Here is a 23,206-nt window from a genome sequence, read left to right on the forward strand (position 1 = left end):
GATCTCTGGAATGGCATCCCGCGGACTGGCTCACCTGACCGTTTTCGTCGGTGCGTTCACGGCAGTGTGGGCGGTGGTAGTCACGCCGGCGCATAACTTCGCGTACGTCGCGGGAGGGGACCGCCTCGACGTCTTCGTCGGAAGTGCGGCTGCGGCGGCCACAGTGGCAGCCGTCGTGGCCGTCGTGGTGGCTGTGTTCGTGACTGGCCGTCGAACTGTGTACGCGACAACGGGTATCGGCGTCGTGCTGCTCGCGGCTGTGTCTTTCGGTTCGTTCGACGTGCAGATGCATCTGCGTGCGCTCGCGGGTGGGTTGATTCTCGGTGGTTGTGCGGTGCTCGCCGGTTGTGGCAATCGTCGAACCATGCAGTGCGCGTTGGTAGTCGGTGTGCTCGCCGGCATGGTGCTGGTGCCGCACATCGAATCGAGCCCGGTCCGCTATGCCGAGTACCTCTCCAACGATTCATCCGGGCACTACATTATCGTAGCTCTTGCGGTGTTGGTCGTGCTGCTGGTTCTCTCGAACGTCGACGGGGTTGTCGAGCGGGTGCAGCACCGCACACGAGTGCTGACCGTGGGAGTTCTCGTCCCTGTCGGCGGTCTGGTTCTGTACTGGCTGTTCGTGCGCTCGGTGGACCGGCTCGGTTCGGACGGAGCGATGCAGGATCGCTGGCTTCTGGGCATCGCCGTGGTGCCGTTGCTCGTCGGCGCGGCGTTCGCTCTGCCCCGGACGACCGGCACCGTCGTACTCGCCGCATTGGCGTGCGTGGCGGCTCAGACGACGGGTTCGATGGGATTCGCTTCCGCGGTCGTGTTCGTTGCATCGTCGATCGTGGGCGTCGTGGTGGGGTGGCGGCGTCCGCTTCCCCTAGTGGGTTTCCTACTGATCGCGCTGGTTGCAGCGATGGGACTGTTCGCCGATTCTCAGCTCGACGCCATCGAATCGGCAGCCACCGTAGTGATCCTGCCCGTCGCCCTTGGACTCCTTTTCTCGTCGCTGCTTCCGACGAGCCCACCGGCCTCGGTGATCGCCGTGACCACCCCGATCGCAGTGACGGTCCCGATCGTCGCCGAGTTCGGGTGGACGGCCTACACGCCACTGACACGCGCGCAGCCTGTCTTTTCTCCGAGCGGGTGGGAGTGGACGTCGACGGCAATCAGCGTCGGTTCCGTCCTGGCCGCGGCGGGGGCGTACCTGCTTCTTCAAGCGCGCCGAGGGCGGCCGAACGGCACCACTGAGGATGTAGGTGAGGTTCCCGGAGGCTCGTAACACGGATTCGGACTGGGCGATACGTGAGTATGAATACAGTGCGCGCCACGTTCGTTGCATGTGTCATCGGAGTGATCCTGGTCGTCACGTCCGGACCCGCCAATGCGAGTCCCGGCAGTCCGTCGGCTCCGCAGTACGAGTGGCTCCCCGACTTCCTCTATCCCGTGTGGTCGTGGCTGTGGTGGTTCGGTTATCTCGCCGACAAGGGTGTCAACCCGTTCCCGATCATGTTCGGATCGAGCTGAAGTCGTGTCGTTCTCGTCATCGGGCGGTCGTATGAGGATCAAGGTTGTACTCGGCGCAGGTGCACTGACTGTCGGTCTGGGTGTGTTCTTTGCGCCGACGGCGTCGGCGCAGGACGCGGGTTTCAGTGACTATGCATGCAGCGACCAGTTCGCGGTCCCCTGGTCGCTGGATGCGTGGACTGGAGAGCGCAGTGCGGTGATCAGTCCGTACGGAACCGCTGACATCCGCTGCTCGTCGTTCCACGGGCAGACGTCGGCGTATCAACTCGATCCGCAGGGGCGTAAGCATCTGTTGAATCCCTTCGGCATCCTCGGACCCACGCTGTACATCTGGGACGTCAACGGTCGTTGAGCACCCGTATTCGTCCTGCCTTTCCCTTCGGTTGTGCTCCTGTAGCGCCCTTATACGACTGGCAAGACGAAAGTCTGCGACTACCCTTCGATCATGAGCAGCGTGAGGTCTCTCCTGTGCCTTGCAGCTGTTCTGGCGGTGGTGTCTTCATCGTGCTCATCTGGTCTGAATCCGTTCGTCGACAGCGTCTCGTACCGACCACCGACCGCAACGGTGGACTCGTCCCAGGACTGTCTGGCGGAGAACATCTACACAGACCTGACCGGCTTGGGACCGTGGGATCCGGCGTTGACGTCCGATGCGTCGCCTCCGGGATACCCGCCGGCTGCGTTTGTGCCTGTTGCGGTGGTTCGCTGCGAGCGTGGCACCGACGACGCTGGGTTCATGACGGTGGATTCGGTGCGGCTCGAAGGTGACATCGACGCCGTGGATGCTGCGTTCTCTGCGAAATCGGAGCGCTTTCCCGACGGCGTGATGGCGTCGTGTGCGTATGCAATGAAGCCTCCGGTTGGTCTGTGGTTGGTCGACGACGTCGGCAAGGCGTTTCGACCGGCTTGGCCGGCGAGCCCGTGCGGACTTCAGAACGCACCGATCGAGGCCCTCGCCGACCTCACCGAAGTCTCTCGCGTCTCTCACCCGACCGGTTACACCGACCGATACGACACCACGTGCGCTGCCGGTGCTTATGGATGGGAATTCGAGAACACAACACCTGAGGACGTAGCTGCCGCCGAGGAACGCGAACAGTCCCCCGACAGCACTGTGGTGCCGTCCCTGGTGATGCCGATGGACGATGTGGACAAACTCCAGTTGTGCACCGTCCCCACATCGACCGAACAGCCCCTCGACCCCTCTATCTCGGTGGTCGGACAGGCGATGACGCTCAGCCGAGAGGACAGTGCGTCGACTGTGAGATCCGTGGCGAACGCGCCCTTGGCGCCGGCCTGCGACAGACGAAGTAGCCGCATTGCGTCGACCGAATTGCGCCGTCCAGACGGCTCTGGCAGCTCGTTCGTGTCGTTCGAGCTCGATGGTTGTCAACGTGCAACCGGGTTCGGGTATTACCGCGCAATCCCCGCCGATGTGCTGTCGATCCTGACGCGAACCGAATGAAGTTACTCCAAAACTGTTGATGCGCCGTCATGCCCATGGCAAGCGTCGGTCCCACCATTGCAACCCGGCAGGTGCGTCGACTTCTATCGTTGCCTCGCGGTACCTCTCGTCGAGATGAGTGACTGCTGCCCTGAGGCGGTGGGCTTTGCGGCTGTTGCCCCGCATTATCCGTTCGAGGCGGTCTCGGGTTCCGTTGCCCGTGAACGGGCTGTCACATGCGGGACAGCCGGTCGGTCCCGCGACGATGGCCGGGTAGGTATCGAAGTTCGATGTGGGACGGCACTCGAAAGCTACGCGCCGCTCGACGCGTTCCACGCGTCGGCGCCACTGATCGAGCAAGTCGAGGGTCCCGTTGTTCGTGCGTGGTCGCCTGCTTCTGTGCTGTACGCGGGTCATAGTCGATGCGTCATGACGGAGACGCAGGCCCGGTGAGTGGATCGAGTTGTACTGTGGTGTGCGCGCTACACCGTGATGCGTCGAATATGCTGAGCCAGTGTCTATTCGGGCGCTTCTCGCCGCGCAAGAGGTCGGTCCGATCTTCGTCGACCGCGGAACGTGCTCGCTTCTGCGAGTTTCATGATCTACACCCCGGTTCGCTGGGACCGAAGGTGGTGAACGTGAAGGCGCTCATGCGCCTTTCGACGTGTCGAATGAAGTCATAGGAAATTGGTACCACAGATGAGGATTGTCGGTCTACCCCACGAACGGCCCGGGACTGCCGTAACAGTTGCGTACCCGTCAGGCGGGATCCCGGCTCACGCGTGCGCAATTGTTACACCAGGACCGGTGTGCGCTTATCTCCTCGCGCTCTCGACGTCGAAGTCGTCGAGATCCGCGTGTCGTGTCATGTTCCAGTAGTCGACGATGCGCCAGGGGAGTGTGGAGACGACTCGGCCGGCGTCGTTGCGGTACCAGTTGTCCATGCCCTGGTGGGTCCAGATCATGCGGGAGTGGGCGTCGTCGTGGCGTCGGACGTAGTCCTGTTCCACTTCTGGTTTACATTCGACGGCACCGATGTTGTTGTCCGCCATGGTGCGTAGCAGGTCGACGATGTAGCGCACTTGGCATTCGGCGATGGTGATGTAGCTTCCGCCGTGACCGAGCACGGTTCCCGGTCCGCAGGTGAGGAACAGGTTGGGGAAGTCGGGGACGGTGATGCCGAGGTGCGCGTGGGCGTCTTCGGGTCCCCAGAAGTCCTTGATCGATACGCCGGATCGTCCTCGAATGTCGATGGGGCTCAACAGCTTGTGAGTTTCGAATCCGGTCGCGAGGATCACGACGTCGACCTCGGCGACGTGTCCGCCCGATCCGACGACGGAGTCCGGTCCGATGGATGCGACTCCTTCGGTCACCAACGTGACGTTGTCGCGTTTGAGCGCGGCGTACCACCCGTTGTCGAGCAGCATCCTCTTGCCGAAGGGCGGGTAGTCGGGCAGAGACTTCTCGATGAGGTCCGGCCTACCGTCGAGTTCCTTCTCGACGTACCGCGTGAAGACGCGGCGGTGCGCGTCGTTGATGGCGTTGATGGAGCGGCTCGGGTTCTCCCATTCGGGATCGACCTGCAGCGACGGGTGAACGCGGTCGTTGAAGTTCCAGGCAAGCCGCACTCGGTACCACAATCGGTACAGCGGAACGGCTTCCATGAGATAGCTGACGTCGTCGTCGATGGGTTCGAAGTAGACGTCGCTCGACGCCACCCATTGCGGTGATCGCTGGAACACCGTCGCGTGCCCCACGGTCTCGGCGATTGCGGGTAGTACCTGCATCGCGCTGGCGCCGGTGCCGACGATGGCCACCCGCTTGCCTTGCAGGTCGAGGCCGTCGGGCCACTCGGCGGTGTGGAAGATGGGTCCGTCGAACGTGTCCAGTCCCGGAATATTCGGCACCTTGGGACGATTGAGCTGGCCGGTGGCGGTGATGACGATGTCGGCCGTCAGGGTGTCGCCGTCCATCGTGGTGACGGTCCACGATTGTGTGTCCGGCTGATACACGGCGGAGTCGACCTCGGTGTCGAACCTGATCCGCTCCCGCAGATCATGTTCGGCCGCAACATCACTGAGGTACTGCCACACTTCGTCGCGCTTGCCGAAGTGTGTGGTCCAGGACCGCGGTGCGAACGAGTACGAGTAGAGGTGGCTCGGTGTGTCCACGCCCGCGCCGGGGTAGGTGTTCTCGAGCCATCCACCGCCGACGTCGGAGTTCTTCTCGAGGACGATGTGCTCGATACCGGCTTCCTGCAGCTTGATGGCGGCGAGCATGCCGGACACGCCGGCTCCGATGACGATGACCGAGAAGTCGCACGGCGTCGCAGGCGCAGAAGAATCCTGGGGCGAGGGTTCGGAGGTGAACCCCATGTCCTCGGCGACCATCTCCGCGAACTCGGGAGGGACGGATTCTCCGACGGCGGCGGAGATCATCTCGACCAGCTCGTCTCCCGTCGGCGTCGGCAGTGCTGGGGGTCGTCCGTCGGTGATCGCGTCCAGTGCGGCAGCCCGGATGAGGTCGGCTACATGGGGTGCGAAGCCACCGCTGTCGTTGTCGTCCATGCCGCGGCTGCGCGTCGGGCGGTACGGGTCTTCGAGCCACGTGCGGTCGCCGGTGAGTTGATAGAGCACTGCGACGAGACTGGGCATGTTGGCCGCGTCGAGTGCTCGGACCAGCCGATCTCTTCTCAGTGCAGTCGGGGCTGTGACGGTCACCGGAACCTCCTTCGTGGCACGAGTCGCACGGGCCTCTCGCAAACTAACCACAGTTAGGCAAATTGACGCAATAGGCGTGCAACGCCGGATTCCGACCCTTGACAATGTGGCTTGCGCCACACAATGCTGTCACCACTACCTAACAGTGGACAGGCGAAGGGAACTCCCCATGGAACTCACCGAGGCAATGCGCACCACCGGAACGTGTCGGCGCTACTCGACCGAGCCGGTACCCGACGAGGTGTTCAAGAGCGCGTTCGACGTCGCCCGCTTCGGTCCGCAGGGCGGCAATCGTCAGCCGGTCCGGTGGCTCGTCGTCCGTGACGCTGCGCGCAAGCAAGCACTCGCGGATCTGTATCTCCCCATGTGGGACGCCTACTTCGCCGGCATCACCGGTGGCACCGTCGCGGTGGGGGCCTTGCCGAAGACCGTGCAGGATGCGGACTATTTCGCCCGTCACCTTGCGGAGGTTCCCGCGATCGTGGTTGTCTGCGCCGCGATGGACGGGCTTCATCCCACCGATCACGAGCTCGGCCGACTTTCCGTCGTCGGCGGTGCGTCGATCTACCCCACTGTGCAGAACCTGTGCCTGGCGCTTCGCGATCAAGGCGTCGCGACGGCCGTCACCACTCTGCTGTGCCACGAAGAGCCGGCTGTTCGCGCAATGCTGGAGATCCCCGACGAGTACATCACCGCCGCGCACATCACCGTCGGCTACCCGGAGAAGAACTTCCCGAAGAAGCTGACGCGCAGCCCGGTCGAGGAAATCGTTGCGCTGGAGACCTTCTCGCAGCCCATGTTCGATCTGTCCCCCGCACTGTAGAGATTCCCCGCACTTAAAGATCTCAGGAGCCCACCGTGCCCGGACCCGCCCCCCAGCACAGAGCCGCTATCGGCCGCGCGACCATCGGCGATCAACTTCGTCGCCACGCGCGAACCCAACCCGACAAGACGGCGTTCATCAGTTACGACGCAGCAGGTGCCCGTGTGGTCACCACCTACGCGGACCTCGACACCCGCGCCAATCGATTCGCCAACCTGCTTCTCGATCTGGGCGTCGGGCACGGTGACCGCGTCGCGTCGATGGCGCGCAACAGCGTCGACGTCGTCGTCGCGTACTACGGCACACTCAAGGTCGGTGCCGCGTTCACGGGCATCAACGTGCTCTACCGGGGGCCGGAGGTGAAGCACCAACTCGAGCACGCGGAGCCGACGGTGATCGTCGCCGATCCCGAGTTCCTCGGCGTCATCGAGTCGGTGAAGCCGGATTCCGCGACGCTCGTCGGGTTCGGGGCCCACTACGACGAGCTCACCGCGAACACGGTCACCACGGAACCCGACGTCGACATGGACGAGAACGACGTCGCGATGGTCATCTACACCTCGGGTACCGAGGCCGCGCCCAAGGGCGTGATGATTCCGCACCGGAACTTCCTGATCTCGACGGCTCCGGCATGGAGTTGGGGACTGCGGACGGGGCCGGAGGACACGTGGCTGTTCGTCATGCCGTTCCACACCATCGCCGGCTTGGGTTCGATGACGACGTTGACGTTGATGGGGGCGACACTGGTCCTGCCTGCGACGGCCGATCCGACGAGGTCGCTGCAGATCATCGCCGACGAGAACATCTCCGTCATCGCGCAGACTCCGACGTTCTATCTGGCGCTGGCGCGGGAGGCGAGCTTCGGGCCTGCCGCCGTCGGGCAGGTGCGACGCTGTCTCACCTACGGTGGTCAGGTCTCTCCGCACACCATCACCGCGTGGGCTCAGGCTGCGCCGGAGGCGATCTGGGGAACGTATTGGGGTCAGTCGGAGCTGTCTCAGCTGGGTTCGGTCGGCTGGTTCACCACTCTCGACGACATTCCGGGCGGCGATGCGTCGTGGATCGGCAAGCCGGTCACGCACCTCGAGATCAAAGTGGTCGACGCGGACGGTAAAGAGGCGGAGATCGGTGAACTGCTCTGCCGGACACCGTCGGTGATGCTCGGGTACTTCAAGGACGAGGCCAAGACGGCTGATGTCTTCGCAGACGGCTGGGTGCACACCGGTGACATGGTGCGCATCGACGCCGACGGAAATCTGTTCTTCTACGATCGTATGAAGGACATGATCAAATCCGGAGGTATGAACGTGTCGTCCCAGGAAGTCGAGCGCGCCCTGCACGCGCACCCGGACGTGCTGCGCGCTGCCGTCGTCGGGATGCCGGATCCGTACTGGTCCGAGGCCGTCACGGCGTTCGTCATCGCGGCGGAGGGGTCGACGCCGGATCCAGCTGCGCTGATCGAGCACTGCCGGACGTCGCTTGCTTCGTACAAGGCGCCGAAGGCCGTGCACGTCATCGCAGAGCTCCCGGTGGATGCGCAGGGCAAGATCCTCAAGCGTGAGCTTCGGAAAATGGCTGTCGCGACGGAGGTCGTGTGACGGCGCCCGACGAATCGGAGGTGGTGGTCCCTCGCCAGATCCGCACCAGGCGTCGCAAGGAGGACATCGCGGCGAAAGCCGCCGAGATCTTCGCGCGCGACGGGTACGCGAACGTCGGGATGCGCGATATCGCCGACGCCGTGGGCATCAAGGGCGCCAGCCTGTATCACCACTTCCCGTCCAAGGAAGACATCCTGTTCGCTGTGTGCCTGACGGTCACGCAGGTCCCGGTGGAAGAGACGCTTCCGCTGCTCGACGCGCCGGGCACACCGACCGAGCGAATGTCCTCACTGGTGCGCGCACATCTGGTGCATCTCAATTCTCGACGCGTCGAGTACATCGTCGGTTTGCACGAATTAGCTTCGTTGACAACGGAACACCGAGCCATCGTCGAGGACTATCGCCGTCAGTATCAGCGTCGCGTGCGCGACGTGGTGGCAGCGGGGATGCGCACAGGTGAGTTCACGGTGCCCGATGCGCGGCTCGCCTCGTTCGCGTTGACGGACATGCTGAACGGAATCAGCAACTGGTTCCACGACGACGGTGAACTGAGCATCGAGGACGTCGCGGACAACTACGTCGAACTCGCTGTTCGCCGCCTTCTGGGTGCCCGCGCATGACGGTTCACGGTGAGTGCCTTGCCGAGTTCAGCGGTGTGCGGGATGCTCTGGCCGCCAACATCGATTCGGGTGACGAGCTCGGTGCGTCGATCGTCGTCGACATCGACGGCAGGCGCGTCGTCGATATCTGGGGCGGGTACCGCGACGTGGATCGAACGACGGAGTGGACCGAGGACACGATCACCAACGTCTGGTCGACGACGAAGACCGTCACCAGCCTGGCGGCGCTGATGCTGATCGATCGTGGATTGCTGGACCCGTATTCGACTGTCGCGCAGTACTGGCCGGAGTTCGCCGCTGCGGGGAAGGATCGGATCGAGGTACGGCACCTGATGTCGCATACCTCCGGCGTCTCCGGGTGGGATAGGCCGTTCTCCACCGAGGACATGTACGACTGGGACTTGGCGACGTCGAAGCTCGCGGCTCAGCAGCCGTGGTGGGATTCGAGGACTACATCCGGCTATCACGCCGCCGATCAGGGACATCTGATCGGGGAGCTGGTACGACGCGTCACCGGAAAGTCGTTGCGCTCGTTCGTCGCCGACGACATAGCGGGCCCACTGGGCGCGGACTTCCAGATCGGGGCCGACGAGAGAGACTGGCACCGCATCGCCGACGTCGTACCGCCGCCGCCACCGGCCGCGGACACGTACTCCGATCCGCTGAGGATCAGGCGTCGAACATTTCTCGGCCCACTCGTTCAGGCTGCGTCCGCGAACACCCCGGCTTGGAGACGTGCGGACATGGGCGCGGTCAACGGCCATGGCAATGCTCGATCGGTCGCCCGGATCCTGTCAGTGATCTCGCGGGGCGGTGAAGTGGACGGCGTGCGCCTGCTGGGGCCGGACGTGATCGATTTGATCTTCCAGGAGCAGAGCAACGGAATCGACCTCGCTCTCGGCGTGCCCCTGAGATTCGGTATCGGCTTCGGACTCCCGCAACTGGACACAGTGCCCTACATCCCGGACGGGCGCATCTGTTTCTGGGGAGGATGGGGCGGATCGCTCATCGTCATGCACCCGGATACCCGAATGACGTTCTCGTACATGATGAACAAAATGGGCCCGGGTATCATCGGCTCGGATCGTGCCGAGCACTACCTCCGGGCGACGTATGCTGCAGGCGGTCGAGAGGTCATATAAAGATAGTTGGCACACTAGGGTGTGTTCGTGACGATCGGTGAACGGCCCTGGGCAGTCCCTCCAGTGTGGTGGCGTCGCGGCGAGGCCGTGCATGGCCGGACTCCGGTGACGAGAAGCAAGGTGCGGGTGCGGGAGTCATCGGTCATGCAGGGGCTGGTGGGAGATGCGACGCGTATCGGCGACGCCATCCGCCACCCCGATACCGACGCAGTCTCGGCTGCAGCGGGTCTGGAGTTTCTCGACGCGCATTCGCATGGCACGGCGCCAACAGCGCGCGCCATTGCTTTTGCGTTCAGGGCCACGATCGATCACACCAACTACAAGCTGAGTGTTCCTTTCGTCGACGAGGTCATCGTCACCAGGGGAGCAGCATTCGCTGCCGAAGTGATCGTCGCCGCGGCCGGTATGCGGGTCGACATGAGGTCGGAGCGGAGTTCTCGCGGTAACGTCCTGACGGTCTGGGTAACCGAACGCCGCGATATGGACATGCTGAACTTCGGCATAGGAGACATGCACTCTCGTGTGCGGACCGCGGTCGCCGCACTGCCGGACGAGGAGTACCGGTGCGTCGTCGATGTCCTGGCAACGCTGAGAGGCGCCAGCTATTCACGCGACCTGTCGATCTCGTTCCTCCTGCCGACCGAGTCCAGCTGGGTCGAGGAGGACTTGGCTGCTGCTTCGGGTCTCCCTCGGTATCACGAGCAAGACCACATGCCGCTGCTGGCGTGTGTCACTTCCGCCCGTGATGTCGAACGAATACTCGACGCGCACAGGACACGCGACGACGCGATGTGGAGTCTCGGGATGCGGATGAATCTCGTGCACGCGATCTGCGCGAACCTTGGCCCTGGCGTCGAACCACTTGTCGGAGAGCTTTTCGACGGAAACTTGTCCTCGCAGAACAAGAAGCGATGTGCTGCGATTCTCGCCGAGTTCGACACCGATGACGGGTTCCTCGAACTGGTCGAGCGTCTCGGGCGCAAGTACGTCGAGCCCGCTGTCCTGGCAGCGATGGAGGCCGCGCCGTTCCGCGCTCACCGTTTGCTCGGTGCCACAGCGGGCCCCAAGGCGGCACGACTGAAATTGGATCTCGAACGGCTCCACCCCGACCTTTCCGGGGACCGCGATGAGAACGAGCCGTCGGTACCGCAGGCGGGCCCCGTGCCGACCCTGCTTGCCGAACCGCCGTGGACGGGTGATCGTAGACAAGCCCGCATGCCCGTCCTCGACCTGGAGGCTCCGCGCGATGCGTTGACCGTCACGTGGCTTCAGGACGAACGAGACCACTTCGCAGAACCTGAGCCGGACTACCCGATGTATCTGGGTCGTCGTACCTGGTCGGACATTCTCCGTCCCGTCGCGGAAGGTTCCGACGCCTACCAGTTGTACGAGATCTCGCGCGGTCCAGAAGAACTACTACGACCGCTGCTTGCCGACGCCGCGATCCCGCGCTGGATTTTTCGCCCCGAGGCCGATCTCCGGAGGCTGTTGGTCCGATTCGGCGACGACGCAGTGGATTACGTCTTCCGGGTGGTGGTAGCCAGGCCGACGTTCAGCGCATCGGTGCTGCTGCCGGTGACGGGGTCTTCGGTGGCTTCGACTATGGCGACCTGGCTCGGCTCGAAAGCCATGCGGCCGGTCGCCTTGCAGTGGTTCGATCGGCATATCGACAGTGCAGCGCCAGTCGTAGTCGTGGCAGCATCGGGGAAATCGAGTGATGCGAGGAAAGCTGCCCTCGCAGCACTTCGCACGCTCGCGAAGCGTGGGCACCGCGACGCACTGGTTGCGGCAGCGACCGAGTTCGGATCCTCGGCTGCCACTGCCGTCACCGCGTTCGTGGACTCGGACCCGCTGTTCGACCTACCGACGCGAATACCTACCTTGCCCGCATGGCTGGATCCCGCTTTGCTGCCCACTGTCACTTCGGTCGACAGGAAAGAGCCGTTGCCTCCGGAGGCGGTCGGGAACATCTGCACGATGTTCGCGTTGTCGAAGTTGGACGAGATATATGCCGGCGTTGCGGTGGTTCGCACGCTCGTCGCTCCCGGCAGTCTCGAGTCACTTGCATGGGATCTGTTCGAACGTTGGTCCAGCGCTGGATGTCCCGATGCGCAACGGTGGTGCTTGGACGCGCTCGGAATAGTCGGAGACGACGAAACTGCACGGCGTCTGGCGCCGTTCGTGCGGAAATGGCCGCTGCAGTCCGCACACCGGCGAGCAGCGGCGGGGTTGGACGTGCTCGCCGCAATCGGAACCGATGCGGCGCTCGGACACATCTGGGCGATATCGCAGGGGTTGCGGTTCCCGGCTTTACGCGCGAAAGCCGACGCTCGGATTCGGCAGATCGCAGACGAACTGGCCCTCACCCCGGCCGATCTCGCGGACCGACTCATTCCCGATCTGGGCCTCGACGCCGACGGCACAACGATGTTCGACTATGGGTCGAGGTCGTTCACGTTGTCGCTGGACCATGCGTTGAAGATCGCCATCACCGACAGCAACGGGAAAACGCGCGCTCGAATGCCGCGGCCAGGTCCCGACGATGCGGATGAAGCGGCTGAGGAGTTCAAGCGGTACACCACGTTGCGACGGGACCTCGACGCAGCGCGCGGCGAGCTGATCCAGCGCTTCGAACGCGCCATGGTCACCGGCCGCAGGTGGACATACGGGCAGGTTCGACGGCATCTCGTCGGACACCCGGTGGCATGGCAGATCGTGGGTCGGCTCGTGTGGTCCACCGACAGCGGCGACCAGTTCGCTTTCTCGGCCTCACGGAACGCAGTGCGTCGGGATGGGTCCGACCCGAGCATCGATGACGCCGACGACGTATTCGTCATCCACCCCGTCACAATGGGTGTCGAGATCGAGTTGTGGCGACTTGCCTTCGCTGATGCTCACCTGGTGCAGCCCTTCGAGCAGGTGGACAGGGACGTCTTCCGCGACGATGTGTCCTCGGGATTGGCGGTGTTGGACAACACCAAGGTTGCAACTTCTCAATTGCTTGCGTTGGAGCGGCTCGGGTGGGAACGCGAAGAACCGCAGGACAAGGGCGCGCAGATCTCTATCAGCAAGCAAGTCGACGAGGACACGGCCGCTGTCATCTTGGCTTTCCCTGGGTTCAACGTGGCGAGCCCGGCTATGTGGGCCGAGCAGAAGATAGTCCAGGCATTCGTCACCAACCCGAACATCGGGGTTGTCGATGCGTCCGAGTTGCTCCGTGATGTGTCGACTCTCGCGTACGAGCCGATCACCGGCGATGAACCGGACTTGCAGGGTCCGTGACGGAAACGCGTGGACACACCGTGCTTCGAAGGTTTTCGGCGCCGTGCGTCGGGGCAACGCTCGAGGCCATCGTGGGGGAGCGATGTGGTGGGACCACGCTCGGTGTCGCTGTAGCACTGGTCGGTACTGTCATACGGTGACCGACAGCGGGCTGTTCGATCGAATCAGGACCATTTCGGTGGTCGTCACCATCGTTGCGGTGGGAGTCGTGGTCGCGAGCTTCATCCCGTCGGGGGAGACCGTCCCGTCCACGAACTTGGATTTCGTCAGCGCGCCGGTCGACGTGTCCGCGGACATCCCGGGGTGCGACACCGTCGAACCGCCGGACGACGAGGGCGGGTTGTACTCCCGGGCCACCTTCGGAGGGGACAGCACCTACGACAACCCTGCTTTCCCGTGGTTCACCACTGGCAAGGCCGCGGCGATGTCCGAGGCCGTGCGTGCAGCAGTGCCGGCCGACGTGGAGATCGAGTTGGCAGCACCCTCCAATTCGCTGAACTTCGGTCCTGTCACCGATTTCGGCGACAGCGAGTTCGACCCTATGACCACCGCGTACGCGGAGTTGACGCGTGACGGTGTCACGGCATTCGTCTCGGTCAACGTCGGGCCGTCGAGTGATGGCGTACCTCCATGTGTCGCAGGCGCTCTCGAACGGCGCGATATCGACGCCGACGGAACCGTCGTCGACAGTGGCGACTCATGGTACGAAATCGACGGCGTGCGGACCTACTCACGCTCGGCCACCGCCTATCGCGAGGACGGCACGCGCGTCAGCGTGTATCAGAGTGCCGGTTCGTCGCCGGCGATGCCGCTGGAGCAGCAAGAAGCCGCGGCCATTGCTTCGATACCGGAGCTGGCGATGTCGGCCCCGTCACCGACTGAAAGCCCGGTGCTCCAGGTCGATTGCTCGGTGTATCCGCCGGGCGACGGAACGGTGAAAGATCTGAGCCGCGAGGCCGTGGATGCAGCGAACGCAGCATTCACTGCGAGTTGGGCGGCAATTCGGGACGCACCGGCGTTGGACCGCCCCATCGGATCATTGGTCCCGGACGGTTCCGGGTCGGGAATCTGCACGGACGTGGGCGTCGGGGACGGCACCATTCGCTTGGCGGTGTCGGTTGCCGGCGGACAACCCCTCCCGACTGCCCCGGACCCGTACGATCCATCTTTTTACGGCCAACTACCGGTTCTCCGAACGCTGCCCGACGGATCGGTCGTCGAGTTTCTGGACACGGACATCACTCAGATGATGACGTCCGAAGACGGTACCGGGCTGTTGTCGCGGTCGGTGACGGTCACTCGCCCGTCCGGTGTGCAGGTGTCGGCGCGGTCGACGGTCGAGATCGCCGCAGGGGGACGAGCGCCCCTGACGCTTCCCGAGCCTCTGTCGGCCGAAGTGCTCGACGCCGTCGCCAACACCCCGATCGGACAGTGGCCGTGAGCAGAGCACGCAAGGACACGCTGCGGACCGCAGTAGCAGTGGTGGTCGCCGTGGCTGCCGTCGCGGCAGCGGGCGTCGCCCTCACTCGGACCACCCCCGATGCGCCCACCGACGATGCATCGATGACCGACTGGGCCGAGTACAGCGAAGTGGAGTCCGCGACCACCACCGAGGCCTCGCCCGGTCCCGCGCACACACCGGAGTGGTCGACCGACGCGTCGGCCGCGTACGGGCGTGACTTCGCAGCCTTGCGTGCGCCTTCGGCAGGGCTGTTGTTCGATTCCAGCCTCTACGGCGTCGTCGACGGTGGCGACGTGCTGATCACCGCCGTTGGCTTGCCCAACCCACGAACGTACTCGTTCGATTCGCCGAAGCTGCTGGGAATCGACGCCGGTGACGGCACCGTGCGCTGGTCGGCGTCGCCCGGAGGTGTCGACACCTGCGCAAGTCGACTCACTCGCGGAGAACTGGTGTGCCTGGATTCGTACGCGGACGTGCCGGCCATCGTCGCCATCGATGCGCAGGATGGGGCCATGCGCCGAGTTCCCCTGCCGCAGGGTTGGTTCACCTACGGGATCGAGTCCGACGGCGAATCGGTGTTCATCCTGGAGGGCAACCCGGAGGACGGTGAATCGGTCCTGCACGGTGGCAGCGTCGACGCGTTGGCCGGCGCCTGGTCTCTACCCGTCACCGGGTTCGCCACCTGGGACGGTATCGAGTCGACATTGATACACGTGCACGACGATCGGGGCGTCATCACTCTCGGTAGCGACGCCGAGTTCTTCGATACGGTGACGGGATCGGCCGTCGACAGCCTCAAATTACGCTCGCAAACAACAGTCTTCGACACGAAATCCGGCACCGAGGTATGGAAGCTGGAGGATCCGTACGCGGTCGAGAAGACGATCGGAGAGACTGTCTACTCCCAGGACGGCAGTTCGATCATCGCTGCTGACCGTGAAACCGGGGATGTGTTCTGGGCGTGGTCACTGCCAGTGGATGTCGACGGGTTCACTGCGTCGGGAACGGTTGTCGAGGCGGAATCCGGGGTGTACTTCGTGAGCTCCAGCTCGATCGTCAAGCTCGTCGAATGAGACGGTGATCGTTTTTGGACCATGCTGTCCCGGCATGCCGATCGGGAGCTTTCTACAGATCCAGTCCCGGTGACTGGAACACAAGCGAGGTCGACGGAGCCGCGAACTGCAGTTCGACTCCAGTGGGCAGTGATTCAGCCGATGGCGAAGGAGACACCGTCTTGGGCGGGCTGGACCACATCGCAGCCAGGTATCGCCACGGCGTCGGGCTGTGGGTTGTTGGTCGCACCGGCAATCGCCGTCCCGCCGGTCACTATAGCCGCCACGACCAGGACGTCGATCCACACGCCACCGCGTCGCCGGGTATCTCGCACCAGCAAAGCTTAGCCCGTAGAACAGCGCGTATCGGTCATCGTGCGAGGGAGGGACCGTCGGGTACAGCGGGAAATGGGCAGCGTCGGGGCTTCTGCTCGGCGCGCTAGGGTCACTGCATGAAACCTGCTCTCGCGGTTCTGGCGTCGGTGAGTGGTGCGTTCGTCGTCGCGCTGCGAATGACGATGGAGGGCAGTGTCGGGTCGGGTGTGGTGTGCGCGGTTGTGGCTTTCGCGGCGGCTATGGTCCTCGGTGGCAGAACTGCTTGTGCAGCTGCGGTGTTGGGTGTTCTGATTCTGGCTGTTCCGTTCTCGGAACCGGTGACGGGCGTTGCTGCGGGTTTGGTGGTCGGTGGCCTTGCCTCCGGACTTGCCGGGACCCGAGCAGCGCTGGGCGCGTTGGTGGTCGGCACCGTCGCGGGCTTCGCGTTGTCACCGATGTTCGAGTCGATCCCGCGGCGGTATGCCGATTACCTCCCGGAGCCGGTCGTACCGACGACCCACTACGTCGCGATGGGCGTTTCCGCGGTGTTGTTGCTTGCGGCGTTCTGGGCTGGCCTCTTCCAGTCGGCGGAAACAGGTGACCCGATCACGGCTGCGGATCGACGACGGTTCATCGTCGCCGGACTTGGGCTGCCGGCGTGCATTGTGGCTGCTTCGTCGTTCGATTTCTTCGAGCGGTGGCCACTTGCGCTGCTGATGATCGTCGTGTTCGTCGGTGCGGCGTTCGTGTTGCCCGGGTCGACGGGCATGGTGGTGCTCGCGGCGCTGGTGACTCTGGCGTCGGTGGCGTCTCCGGTGTACGGGTCCGAGTCCGGTGTCATCTTGCTGGCCGCTCTGCTCGCAGGTCTCGGGGTGGGGTGGAGGTGGTCGCGACCTGTGGTTGCGCTGGCTTTGTTGGCTGTCGGTGTCGTCGCCGAGGCGTTGGGCGTTTTCCTCATGGGGATGGTGTTCGTGCCGTTGGCGTGGGGGATGTTGTACGCGTCGGTGCGTCCGTCGAGTGGTCCGGCGACGGTAATTGCCGTCACCGCGATTCCGCTTGCAGCGGCGATACCGATCACCGTCCAGTTCGGGTGGACCGCGTACACCCCCCTGACCAGTGCATTGACTTCCCCCTATTCATGGCTGTGGGCAACGTCGTTGGTCGCTGTCGCTGCATCGGCCGTCGGCGTAATGGTGCTGCAGCGGCGACGGAACGGCAGCGTGTAGTTCAGCTCCGTCGTTCCCGGGGAAGAACGGCGGCGAAGCGGAGAAGAAAGTCGCGGATGACGGCGAGGGTGGTGTCGTCGTAGTCGGCGAGAGCGGTTTCGAGGTCGGTGGATGCCCGGCGTATGAACGGGTCGATTCGTTCGCGCGCGAGCGACGTGGAGCGCAATGCGACACTTCGCCGGTCGGTGCTCTCCCGGCTGCGGCGCACGAGCTCCTGCCTTTCGAGGCGATCGATCAGTGCGGTCGTTGCCCCGGAGGTCAACCCGATCCGGGCCGACAGTACGGCGGGAGACAGTGGTGTGCCTTCGTTTTCGGCCCAGATGATCTCGCCGAGCGCGTTGCCGTCGCTGGTCGGCAGGTTCATCCAGCGAGCCAGCTGATACGCGGACTCCTGGTAGCTCACCGCATAGTGACGAAGCGCTTCGAGCGTTTCGGTTCTCACTGTCGACATCGGTCGATCCTTTCGGCCAGGCGGTGATCAGGCGCGCAGAAGCGGATAGTCCGCAAGCGTCGGAACCTGCTTCTCGTGCGTCAGCAGGTTGGCTTGAAAGAACCGGCGTACCGGTGCCGAAGCCGCGACCTTGTACGCCGAATGCAGGACCTTCACACCCATATTCGACGACGGGTGGAGTAGCCGAGCGCTCCCTCGTCGCATTCCTTGCGCGCTGTCTGCGTACGCGCGCATCTGCTTCTCGTAGCGGCTGAACGCTTCTCGATGGTTGTCGGGGTTGGCTGTGAGTTCGCCGGTAAGGATATGTGCCCCGACGAGGGACAGTGTGGTGCCCATGCCGGTCGGGCCGGATCCCCATGCAGCGTCGCCGATGAGCGCGACGCGGCCCTTGCTCCACGTGGAAACGAGTACCTGTTCCATACGCTGGGTGTAGAAATCTTGCGGCCGCTCGTGAAAGCCGTCGAGGATGCGTCCGGTTTGCCAGCCCGCTCCGCGGAATCGCTCCGTCAGGATGTGCAATTGGGCATCCACCGGTAGGGATTCGAATCCGAAGGGCTCGGATTCGAAGGACAGAGTCGCTCGTATTGTGCCCTCGTTGTCGGGCCGCAGCGTCGCGACGCGACCTCCGCCGGCAGTGCACCAATCCCAGGTATCGACATCGGTGGGTAGTCGATCGATGGTGCCGTACGTGATGCTGACCCCGAAATCCCGCAGCGTGGTCTCGTCGTCGAACACGATGCGTCGGGTCCGAGAGCTACGGCCCTCGGCGACGAGTACAAGATCGAAGCGTTCGGCGCCGCCACCGTCGAAGGTGACGTCGACACTGGACGAGTCTTGCTCCACACCGACGACGTAGTCGCCGAACCGCTGATCCACCTCGCGGGGAACGATGTCGACGAGAATCTGGGCGAGCCGTCCGCGGAGGATCTCGATCTCTGCGGTCGGTCCGTCCTGGCCCTCCTCGCGAGGAAACACCGCGTGGGGCGTTCCGTGCCGGTCGACGAACCGCGTGCCCTGCTCGCCGGTCAGATTTTCCAGAATGGTGTTCTCGACGCCCATCCGACGTATCACCTCGCGCCCGAGTCCGCGTATGTCGATGTTCTGCCCGGTCTCGCGCGGAGCTGGAGATCGCTCGAGAAGGGTGACGTCGAATCCGGCTCTGGCCAGACCCCATGCCAAGGTGGGTCCGGCGATGCTCGCGCCGGTGACGAGGACCCGCGCGGGCCGTTGATCCGATCTCGACATGGTGTTCCTCCCGCGAACCGCCTAGGTATCGCTGTGACGAAGTTACTTCACTGTGGAGGTACTTGCCCGGTTGCAGGTCTCCGCAAACCCGCCGACGTGAACGTGCTTGAGAAGTATCGCGACGAGCTCAGTCATCGCACGCGATTACCCTCCCCGCACTGCCTCGTCGATCATCGCGCCTACAGCTGCAGCACCGACCGAGGTCATGATCGTTCCGGCGTGATCGAGTCCGGCCAACGGGCGGACGGAGGTCATGTCGACGGCCTCGATGTCCTGCGGTGAGTACATCGGCGGGGAATCGGCTCCGACGCTCCACTGCGCGTGCAGGAATCGAATGGGCACTGTCAGTTCTTCGAACCTCGAGTGGCCGAAGAACACGTCCGTGGCGTCTGCGACGACTGCATCCACCGACAGTCGAACTGAGCCGTCGACCAGGTCGTGTTCGGCGTACTGCCGGAGCAGCGGGTCGGCTGGGTCGAGTAGCGGCAACGACGTCGAGACCAAGAATTCGATGTAGTCGTCGACGCTGTTCCACTGCTGCTGTGTTCGAGCGATCCTGTCCCCGAACACTGCTGCAACGTTCTCCCGTGTCAGACCCTCGGGCGGTCCTACCGGCACGCCGCCGTCGACGAGGACGAGGCTCTTCACTCTGGACGGGTAGCGGGCTGCGAACTCGACCGCCACGAACGCACCCATCGACATCCCGCACACGTGCACCGCATCCTGGCCCAGTGCATCGACAACAGCGTCCAGGTCCTCGGCGTGCTGGGACAGTGATGACGGGCCTGTGACGTCCGCACTGTCTCCTCTCCCGCGCAGATCCGGTGCGACGAGCGTCAGATGCGGAGCCTCCGCGTGCAGCCAACCCCACAGTGTGCGCTGGCTGGAGACCCCGTGCACCACGAGAATGGGTTCGGTGGTGCCGGAGAGAGTCTCGACGGCGATGCTTCCGCCCGCTACAGGTACCTGATCGATGGACATGTCCAACACGTTATCGGCTGGAAACGAAGGAGAGCGGTGAACCGGTCAGCTATGCGGTGGGGGCTGAGCGCCCAGTGAGCGGCACGTTCTCGGCGAGGAAGGCGAGCTGGTCGCGAATCACTGCCGAAAAGAGTAAATCGACATAGGGATCGAAGTGACCGCCGGTATAGGTGCGGACCGTGGCTGTGCGGATCTTCTGCGCAGCACGGAGGGCGACCGAGGCGGGAGTCACCGTGTCCTCGGACATGATCTGCACCAACGTGGGGCAGCCGATCGCCGACGCCGTTCGGCCGGGCGAGTACAAACCGATTTTCAGCAGAATCCGAGCTGCCACGGTCTGGGGATAGTCACCGTGGGTGAGGCCGGATTCCTGCATCATCCGATCGCGCCCGGCGTTCGCATCCGGCGAGACCATCACAGCGCGCGTTCCAGGCAGGCCGACACTGTCGATGTAATGCGGTGACTTCTTGCGAAGTGCTCGAACGACGTCCTTGACGGCCGAGGGCAGGACACGCAGCGTGTGCCGGAATCCGACTGCACGGACGGCGGCGATCCCGTCGATGTGGGGTACCTGCGCGATGACAGCGGCAAATTCGACGCCGGTGCCCGCGAGGGTGAGTACGTGGCCTCCGGCGAAGGACGTTCCCCATCCGACGATCCTGCTCGAATCGACTCCGTCGAGCGTCCGCGTGAAGGCGACAGCTGCACGCCAGTCGTCGAGTTGTTTCGGTACATCGAGCAGTTGTCGTGGTTCGCCGTCGCTGTCACCGAAGTGTCGGTAGTCGAATACACACACGACGTAGCCTGCGGCGACGAAACGTTCCGCGTACGCGTAGAGGCGCATTGCCCGGGGTGTGCCGAAGCCGTGCGCCATGACGATCGCCGGCAGAGGTGCGGCGCCCGCTGCCTGGGGTCGAAATACCGTTGCCGCGCAGCGGATATCGTCGGAAGTGAATGATGCTTCGGTACGGGTGAATTTGGAACGTTCGTGGGTGGTCATCGAGTATCTCCTTGCGATTCGCGATGAGCGAGTCAGTGTTTGAACGGGTTCAAGGTCTTGCCCAGGAAGTACCCGAGCCGGGTGGGAATCGGCTTCGCGGCGGCTGCGGTCACCTTGTTCACGACGCCCGGTATGCACACCGGTTTGCCCGCCTCGACTGCCCGCCAGCCCTCCCGCACAACGGCTTCGGGGTCTTGCCACAGAATCGACGGTAGTTTCGAGGTGGCTGCATCACGGGTCCCCATGACATCGTGGAATTCGCTGTGGGTGAAGCCCGGGCAGAGAGCGGTGACGTGGACGCCATACGGACGAAGCTCCATGTCGAGAGCTTGCGAGACATCGAGGACGTAGGACTTGATGCCGGTGTAGAGCAGGCTGGCTGCCGGCGGCATGAAGGCAGCCAGCGACGACAGATTCACGATCCGTCCGTATCCGCGTTCCTTCATGCCGGGGACGGTCAGGTGTGCGAGTTCGGTGACAGCGGTGATCATCACCTGGATCTCGGCGGCGAGCGCGTCGAACGGGGCGTCCGCGAACGACGAGTTGCCCGACATGCCTGCGTTGTTGATCAAGATGTCGACGTCGATGCCGAGGGAGTTCGTGCGTTCGATGATCGTGCGCGGGGCGCTGCTGTCGGTCAGGTCAGCGACGACGACGTCGCAGCGCACGTCGTGCCGCTTCGCCAGTTCGTCCGCAAGTGCGACGAGCCGTTCCTCGCGACGTGCAACGAGAACGAGGTTGTGTCCTTCCGCGGCCAAGTGGCGTGCGAATTGCGCGCCGATGCCAGCCGATGCACCTGTGATCAGCGCTGTTCTCCCGGTCATGCTCATTGCAGGCCCCCGTCTCTTGAATGGTCATCAAGAACGGTAGCAGTGTCTTGATGGGCGTTCAAGATAGAATGTTTGGCATGCCCAAGAACCGCGGACTGCACGACAGGGAGGCGAAGCGGGCCGAGATCATCGGCGTTGCTCGTGAACTGTTCGTGACCGACGGTTTCGAGCGCACATCCATCAGTCGGTTGGCCAAAGCTGTCGGTATCACGCCCAACACCTTGTACTGGTATTTCGAGGACAAGGACGACATCCTGGTCGCCGTTCTGACGGCGATCGTGGCCGAGGACGCAGCGGACTACGCCGACATCGCCGATCGCCCTCTCGCTGAACGTCTCGAATGGCTTGTCGAGCGGTTACAGCGAGTGGGGCCGTTGGTGTCCACCGTGCACGAACGCGCAATCAAGTCGGAAGCCATAAATCTCTGGCACAACGGATTTCACTCGTATGCCGAATCGATCTTCGCTGTCGACGTAGCCGCCTCGGGCTTCTCCGGGCCGGAGGCAGACGCAATGATCCGCATCGGGACGTTCGTCGTCGAAGGTCTTCTGACGCACACGCCGTCGCCCGCCGCGACGCGGGCTGTGATCGACCAGCTCGTCACTGCGATGACTCATGGTCGTGTTCCAGGCGGCTGACGGCGGGTGGACTCGATTACCGACGGAGTTCGGGTGGGAATCAGGGTGTATGGACCGATGCGAGTCCATCGTGCAGACAGCGGGGTCGGTGTTCGCATGAGTACACGCACAGCAATTCTCGCGACGGTCGTTGCCGTGGTGACGTTCTCGGCAGCGGTATACACGGTGGTCACAACCGGGTTCGACGTCGATTTCGGATACGAAGGAGCCACGCTCGGTGTTGCATATTTCGGCGGAGGAGGGGACTTCGAGGGTGACGCCGGTGTGACTGCGCTGCTCGTCTAGACCTGGATGAGGGCGACTGCTGGGGTGAGGATGCCGAAGTATTCGGGCGCCAAGGGGATCAATCCGGACCATCCTGGTATGCGGCCGTAGACCATGACGACGACCGGGCCGCTGCCGGTGGGCAATACGGCGGTCCTGTCGATGGTCGGGTAGAGGCCGTCGATCGTTCCTGGTGCGGTGCCGAGGAATTCGGTGATTCCCGACTGGCCGGTCCTGAGGTTGACCCATCCTGCGTGGAGTTCCGACGGCTCGTACTCCAGCCAGCGCTGCACGACGGTGATGGAGCGGGCCGAGTGATCGATGACGGCGTCGACCCGCGATCCGGGAAATCCGCCCGTCGGGTGGGCGAGGTTGACGGTATCGACGGTGCCTGCGACAGGTGTGGGCGCGGTGGCCAGCGCAGCGATCTCGGCCGGTACGCCAGCCGACCGCAGGGCCGAAACCGGATCGACGGCCGGGTTTGCGTGCGCAACGGCGCCGGCGCCGAACCCGACGAAGATGGCCATGACTGCGGCCGCGACCATTGCCGCGACCTTGCCGAGTCGAATCATCAGTCTCCGATCCTCGCTGCACTCGC

Annotated in this window: 22 protein-coding genes; 14 read left to right on the forward strand and 8 right to left on the reverse strand. The window is 63.9% G+C overall.

The genetic code is table 11. The annotated features are described in order from the left end of the window. Positions 1–10: 10 nt before the first annotated feature. The 4 genes from ACFULT_RS04205 (at position 11) to ACFULT_RS04220 (ending at position 2,980) form a co-directional block, all read left to right on the forward strand. Positions 11–1,270, forward strand: coding sequence for a hypothetical protein (locus ACFULT_RS04205; RefSeq protein ID WP_378480701.1), 1,260 nt, complete (start codon positions 11–13; stop codon positions 1,268–1,270). A 29-nt stretch (positions 1,271–1,299) separates the two neighbouring features. Continuing rightward, entirely contained in the window at positions 1,300–1,515 is a 216-nt protein-coding gene (locus ACFULT_RS04210) for a hypothetical protein (RefSeq protein ID WP_037111791.1), read from the forward strand. 31 nt (positions 1,516–1,546) lie between these two features. Beyond that, entirely contained in the window at positions 1,547–1,867 is a 321-nt protein-coding gene (locus ACFULT_RS04215; RefSeq protein ID WP_378480702.1) for a hypothetical protein, read from the forward strand. Positions 1,868–1,960: 93 nt separating this feature from the next. After that, positions 1,961–2,980 carry a hypothetical protein gene (locus ACFULT_RS04220; protein ID WP_378480703.1) on the forward strand — a complete coding sequence of 340 codons (1,020 nt, stop codon included), beginning with the start codon at positions 1,961–1,963 and terminating at the stop codon, positions 2,978–2,980. A 794-nt stretch (positions 2,981–3,774) separates the two neighbouring features. On the opposite strand, the gene ACFULT_RS04225 is transcribed toward ACFULT_RS04220, so the two are convergent. Next, on the reverse strand, positions 3,775–5,679 hold the full coding sequence (locus ACFULT_RS04225) for an NAD(P)/FAD-dependent oxidoreductase (protein WP_037111787.1): 1,905 nt from the start codon (positions 5,677–5,679) through the stop codon (positions 3,775–3,777). Between the two features lie 169 nt (positions 5,680–5,848). Between ACFULT_RS04225 and ACFULT_RS04230 the strand changes: the two genes are divergently transcribed. The 7 genes from ACFULT_RS04230 (at position 5,849) to ACFULT_RS04260 (ending at position 15,679) form a co-directional block, all read left to right on the forward strand. Next, positions 5,849–6,502 carry a nitroreductase family protein gene (locus tag ACFULT_RS04230; RefSeq protein ID WP_378480704.1) on the forward strand — a complete coding sequence of 218 codons (654 nt, stop codon included), beginning with the start codon at positions 5,849–5,851 and terminating at the stop codon, positions 6,500–6,502. Positions 6,503–6,537: 35 nt separating this feature from the next. Next, entirely contained in the window at positions 6,538–8,100 is a 1,563-nt protein-coding gene (locus ACFULT_RS04235; RefSeq protein ID WP_378480705.1) for a class I adenylate-forming enzyme family protein, read from the forward strand. Continuing rightward, positions 8,097–8,720 (forward strand): TetR/AcrR family transcriptional regulator, encoded by a 624-nt coding sequence (locus ACFULT_RS04240; protein ID WP_378480706.1) that lies wholly within the window; start codon positions 8,097–8,099, stop codon positions 8,718–8,720. The genes ACFULT_RS04235 and ACFULT_RS04240 overlap by 4 nt, the downstream gene beginning before the upstream one ends. After that, positions 8,717–9,862, forward strand: a complete 1,146-nt coding sequence (locus tag ACFULT_RS04245) for a serine hydrolase domain-containing protein (RefSeq protein ID WP_378480707.1) — start codon at positions 8,717–8,719, stop codon at positions 9,860–9,862. Before ACFULT_RS04240 ends, ACFULT_RS04245 begins: the two co-directional genes overlap by 4 nt. Before the next feature lie 27 nt (positions 9,863–9,889). Continuing rightward, positions 9,890–13,144 (forward strand): DUF4132 domain-containing protein, encoded by a 3,255-nt coding sequence (locus ACFULT_RS04250; protein WP_378480708.1) that lies wholly within the window; start codon positions 9,890–9,892, stop codon positions 13,142–13,144. Between the two features lie 136 nt (positions 13,145–13,280). Next, complete coding sequence (locus tag ACFULT_RS04255) at positions 13,281–14,585, forward strand: hypothetical protein (protein ID WP_378480709.1); 1,305 nt, start codon at positions 13,281–13,283, stop codon at positions 14,583–14,585. Then, positions 14,582–15,679, forward strand: coding sequence for a hypothetical protein (locus ACFULT_RS04260; protein ID WP_378480710.1), 1,098 nt, complete (start codon positions 14,582–14,584; stop codon positions 15,677–15,679). The genes ACFULT_RS04255 and ACFULT_RS04260 overlap by 4 nt, the downstream gene beginning before the upstream one ends. A gap of 134 nt (positions 15,680–15,813) precedes the next feature. Here the strand turns inward: ACFULT_RS04260 and ACFULT_RS04265 are convergent, their stop codons facing one another. After that, a complete protein-coding gene (locus ACFULT_RS04265; protein ID WP_378480711.1) occupies positions 15,814–15,993 on the reverse strand; it encodes a hypothetical protein in 180 nt (59 codons plus the stop codon). A gap of 117 nt (positions 15,994–16,110) precedes the next feature. On the opposite strand from ACFULT_RS04265, the gene ACFULT_RS04270 reads away from it, so the two are divergent. After that, positions 16,111–17,199: a hypothetical protein gene (locus ACFULT_RS04270; RefSeq protein WP_378480712.1), complete on the forward strand. Its 1,089-nt coding sequence runs from the start codon at positions 16,111–16,113 to the stop codon at positions 17,197–17,199. A gap of 1 nt (position 17,200) precedes the next feature. On the opposite strand, the gene ACFULT_RS04275 is transcribed toward ACFULT_RS04270, so the two are convergent. The 5 genes from ACFULT_RS04275 to ACFULT_RS04295 all read right to left on the reverse strand — a co-directional run bounded on the left by ACFULT_RS04275 (position 17,201) and on the right by ACFULT_RS04295 (position 21,706). After that, positions 17,201–17,650 (reverse strand): MarR family winged helix-turn-helix transcriptional regulator, encoded by a 450-nt coding sequence (locus ACFULT_RS04275; protein WP_378480713.1) that lies wholly within the window; start codon positions 17,648–17,650, stop codon positions 17,201–17,203. A gap of 27 nt (positions 17,651–17,677) precedes the next feature. Continuing rightward, complete coding sequence (locus tag ACFULT_RS04280) at positions 17,678–18,895, reverse strand: FAD-dependent monooxygenase (RefSeq protein ID WP_378480714.1); 1,218 nt, start codon at positions 18,893–18,895, stop codon at positions 17,678–17,680. A gap of 144 nt (positions 18,896–19,039) precedes the next feature. Next, on the reverse strand, positions 19,040–19,876 hold the full coding sequence (locus ACFULT_RS04285) for an alpha/beta fold hydrolase (RefSeq protein WP_378480715.1): 837 nt from the start codon (positions 19,874–19,876) through the stop codon (positions 19,040–19,042). 49 nt (positions 19,877–19,925) lie between these two features. Beyond that, the gene (locus tag ACFULT_RS04290; protein ID WP_037111776.1) at positions 19,926–20,876 is read right to left on the reverse strand and encodes an alpha/beta hydrolase; all 951 of its coding nucleotides are present in this window, start codon (positions 20,874–20,876) and stop codon (positions 19,926–19,928) included. Between the two features lie 32 nt (positions 20,877–20,908). Beyond that, positions 20,909–21,706 (reverse strand): SDR family NAD(P)-dependent oxidoreductase, encoded by a 798-nt coding sequence (locus ACFULT_RS04295; RefSeq protein ID WP_378480716.1) that lies wholly within the window; start codon positions 21,704–21,706, stop codon positions 20,909–20,911. A gap of 77 nt (positions 21,707–21,783) precedes the next feature. Here ACFULT_RS04295 and ACFULT_RS04300 point away from each other — a divergent pair, with 77 nt between their 5' ends. Then, positions 21,784–22,344 (forward strand): TetR/AcrR family transcriptional regulator, encoded by a 561-nt coding sequence (locus ACFULT_RS04300; protein ID WP_378480717.1) that lies wholly within the window; start codon positions 21,784–21,786, stop codon positions 22,342–22,344. Between the two features lie 96 nt (positions 22,345–22,440). After that, positions 22,441–22,629 carry a hypothetical protein gene (locus ACFULT_RS04305; RefSeq protein WP_378480718.1) on the forward strand — a complete coding sequence of 63 codons (189 nt, stop codon included), beginning with the start codon at positions 22,441–22,443 and terminating at the stop codon, positions 22,627–22,629. On the opposite strand, the gene ACFULT_RS04310 is transcribed toward ACFULT_RS04305, so the two are convergent. Further along, positions 22,626–23,180: a hypothetical protein gene (locus tag ACFULT_RS04310; RefSeq protein ID WP_094654959.1), complete on the reverse strand. Its 555-nt coding sequence runs from the start codon at positions 23,178–23,180 to the stop codon at positions 22,626–22,628. The two genes, ACFULT_RS04305 and ACFULT_RS04310, sit on opposite strands and share 4 nt — an antisense overlap. Between the last annotated feature and the right edge of the window lie 26 nt (positions 23,181–23,206).

This window comes from Rhodococcus sp. NPDC057297 (genome assembly GCF_042667435.1).
Classification (GTDB): domain Bacteria; phylum Actinomycetota; class Actinomycetes; order Mycobacteriales; family Mycobacteriaceae; genus Rhodococcoides.

Bases quoted from the DNA above. Each gene is read 5' to 3' on its own strand.
- ACFULT_RS04215 (WP_378480702.1), top strand. From the start codon at position 1,547: ATGAGGATCAAGGTTGTACTCGGCGCAGGTGCACTGACTGTCGGTCTG.
- ACFULT_RS04205 (WP_378480701.1), top strand. From the start codon at position 11: ATGGCATCCCGCGGACTGGCTCACCTGACCGTTTTCGTCGGTGCGTTC.
- ACFULT_RS04295 (WP_378480716.1), bottom strand. From the start codon at position 21,706: ATGAGCATGACCGGGAGAACAGCGCTGATCACAGGTGCATCGGCTGGC.
- ACFULT_RS04305 (WP_378480718.1), top strand. From the start codon at position 22,441: ATGAGTACACGCACAGCAATTCTCGCGACGGTCGTTGCCGTGGTGACG.
- ACFULT_RS04310 (WP_094654959.1), bottom strand. From the start codon at position 23,180: ATGATTCGACTCGGCAAGGTCGCGGCAATGGTCGCGGCCGCAGTCATG.
- ACFULT_RS04245 (WP_378480707.1), top strand. From the start codon at position 8,717: ATGACGGTTCACGGTGAGTGCCTTGCCGAGTTCAGCGGTGTGCGGGAT.
- ACFULT_RS04290 (WP_037111776.1), bottom strand. From the start codon at position 20,876: ATGACCACCCACGAACGTTCCAAATTCACCCGTACCGAAGCATCATTC.
- ACFULT_RS04220 (WP_378480703.1), top strand. From the start codon at position 1,961: ATGAGCAGCGTGAGGTCTCTCCTGTGCCTTGCAGCTGTTCTGGCGGTG.
- ACFULT_RS04300 (WP_378480717.1), top strand. From the start codon at position 21,784: ATGCCCAAGAACCGCGGACTGCACGACAGGGAGGCGAAGCGGGCCGAG.
- ACFULT_RS04210 (WP_037111791.1), top strand. From the start codon at position 1,300: ATGAATACAGTGCGCGCCACGTTCGTTGCATGTGTCATCGGAGTGATC.
- ACFULT_RS04275 (WP_378480713.1), bottom strand. From the start codon at position 17,650: ATGTCGACAGTGAGAACCGAAACGCTCGAAGCGCTTCGTCACTATGCG.
- ACFULT_RS04230 (WP_378480704.1), top strand. From the start codon at position 5,849: ATGGAACTCACCGAGGCAATGCGCACCACCGGAACGTGTCGGCGCTAC.
- ACFULT_RS04285 (WP_378480715.1), bottom strand. From the start codon at position 19,876: ATGTCCATCGATCAGGTACCTGTAGCGGGCGGAAGCATCGCCGTCGAG.
- ACFULT_RS04280 (WP_378480714.1), bottom strand. From the start codon at position 18,895: ATGTCGAGATCGGATCAACGGCCCGCGCGGGTCCTCGTCACCGGCGCG.
- ACFULT_RS04270 (WP_378480712.1), top strand. From the start codon at position 16,111: ATGAAACCTGCTCTCGCGGTTCTGGCGTCGGTGAGTGGTGCGTTCGTC.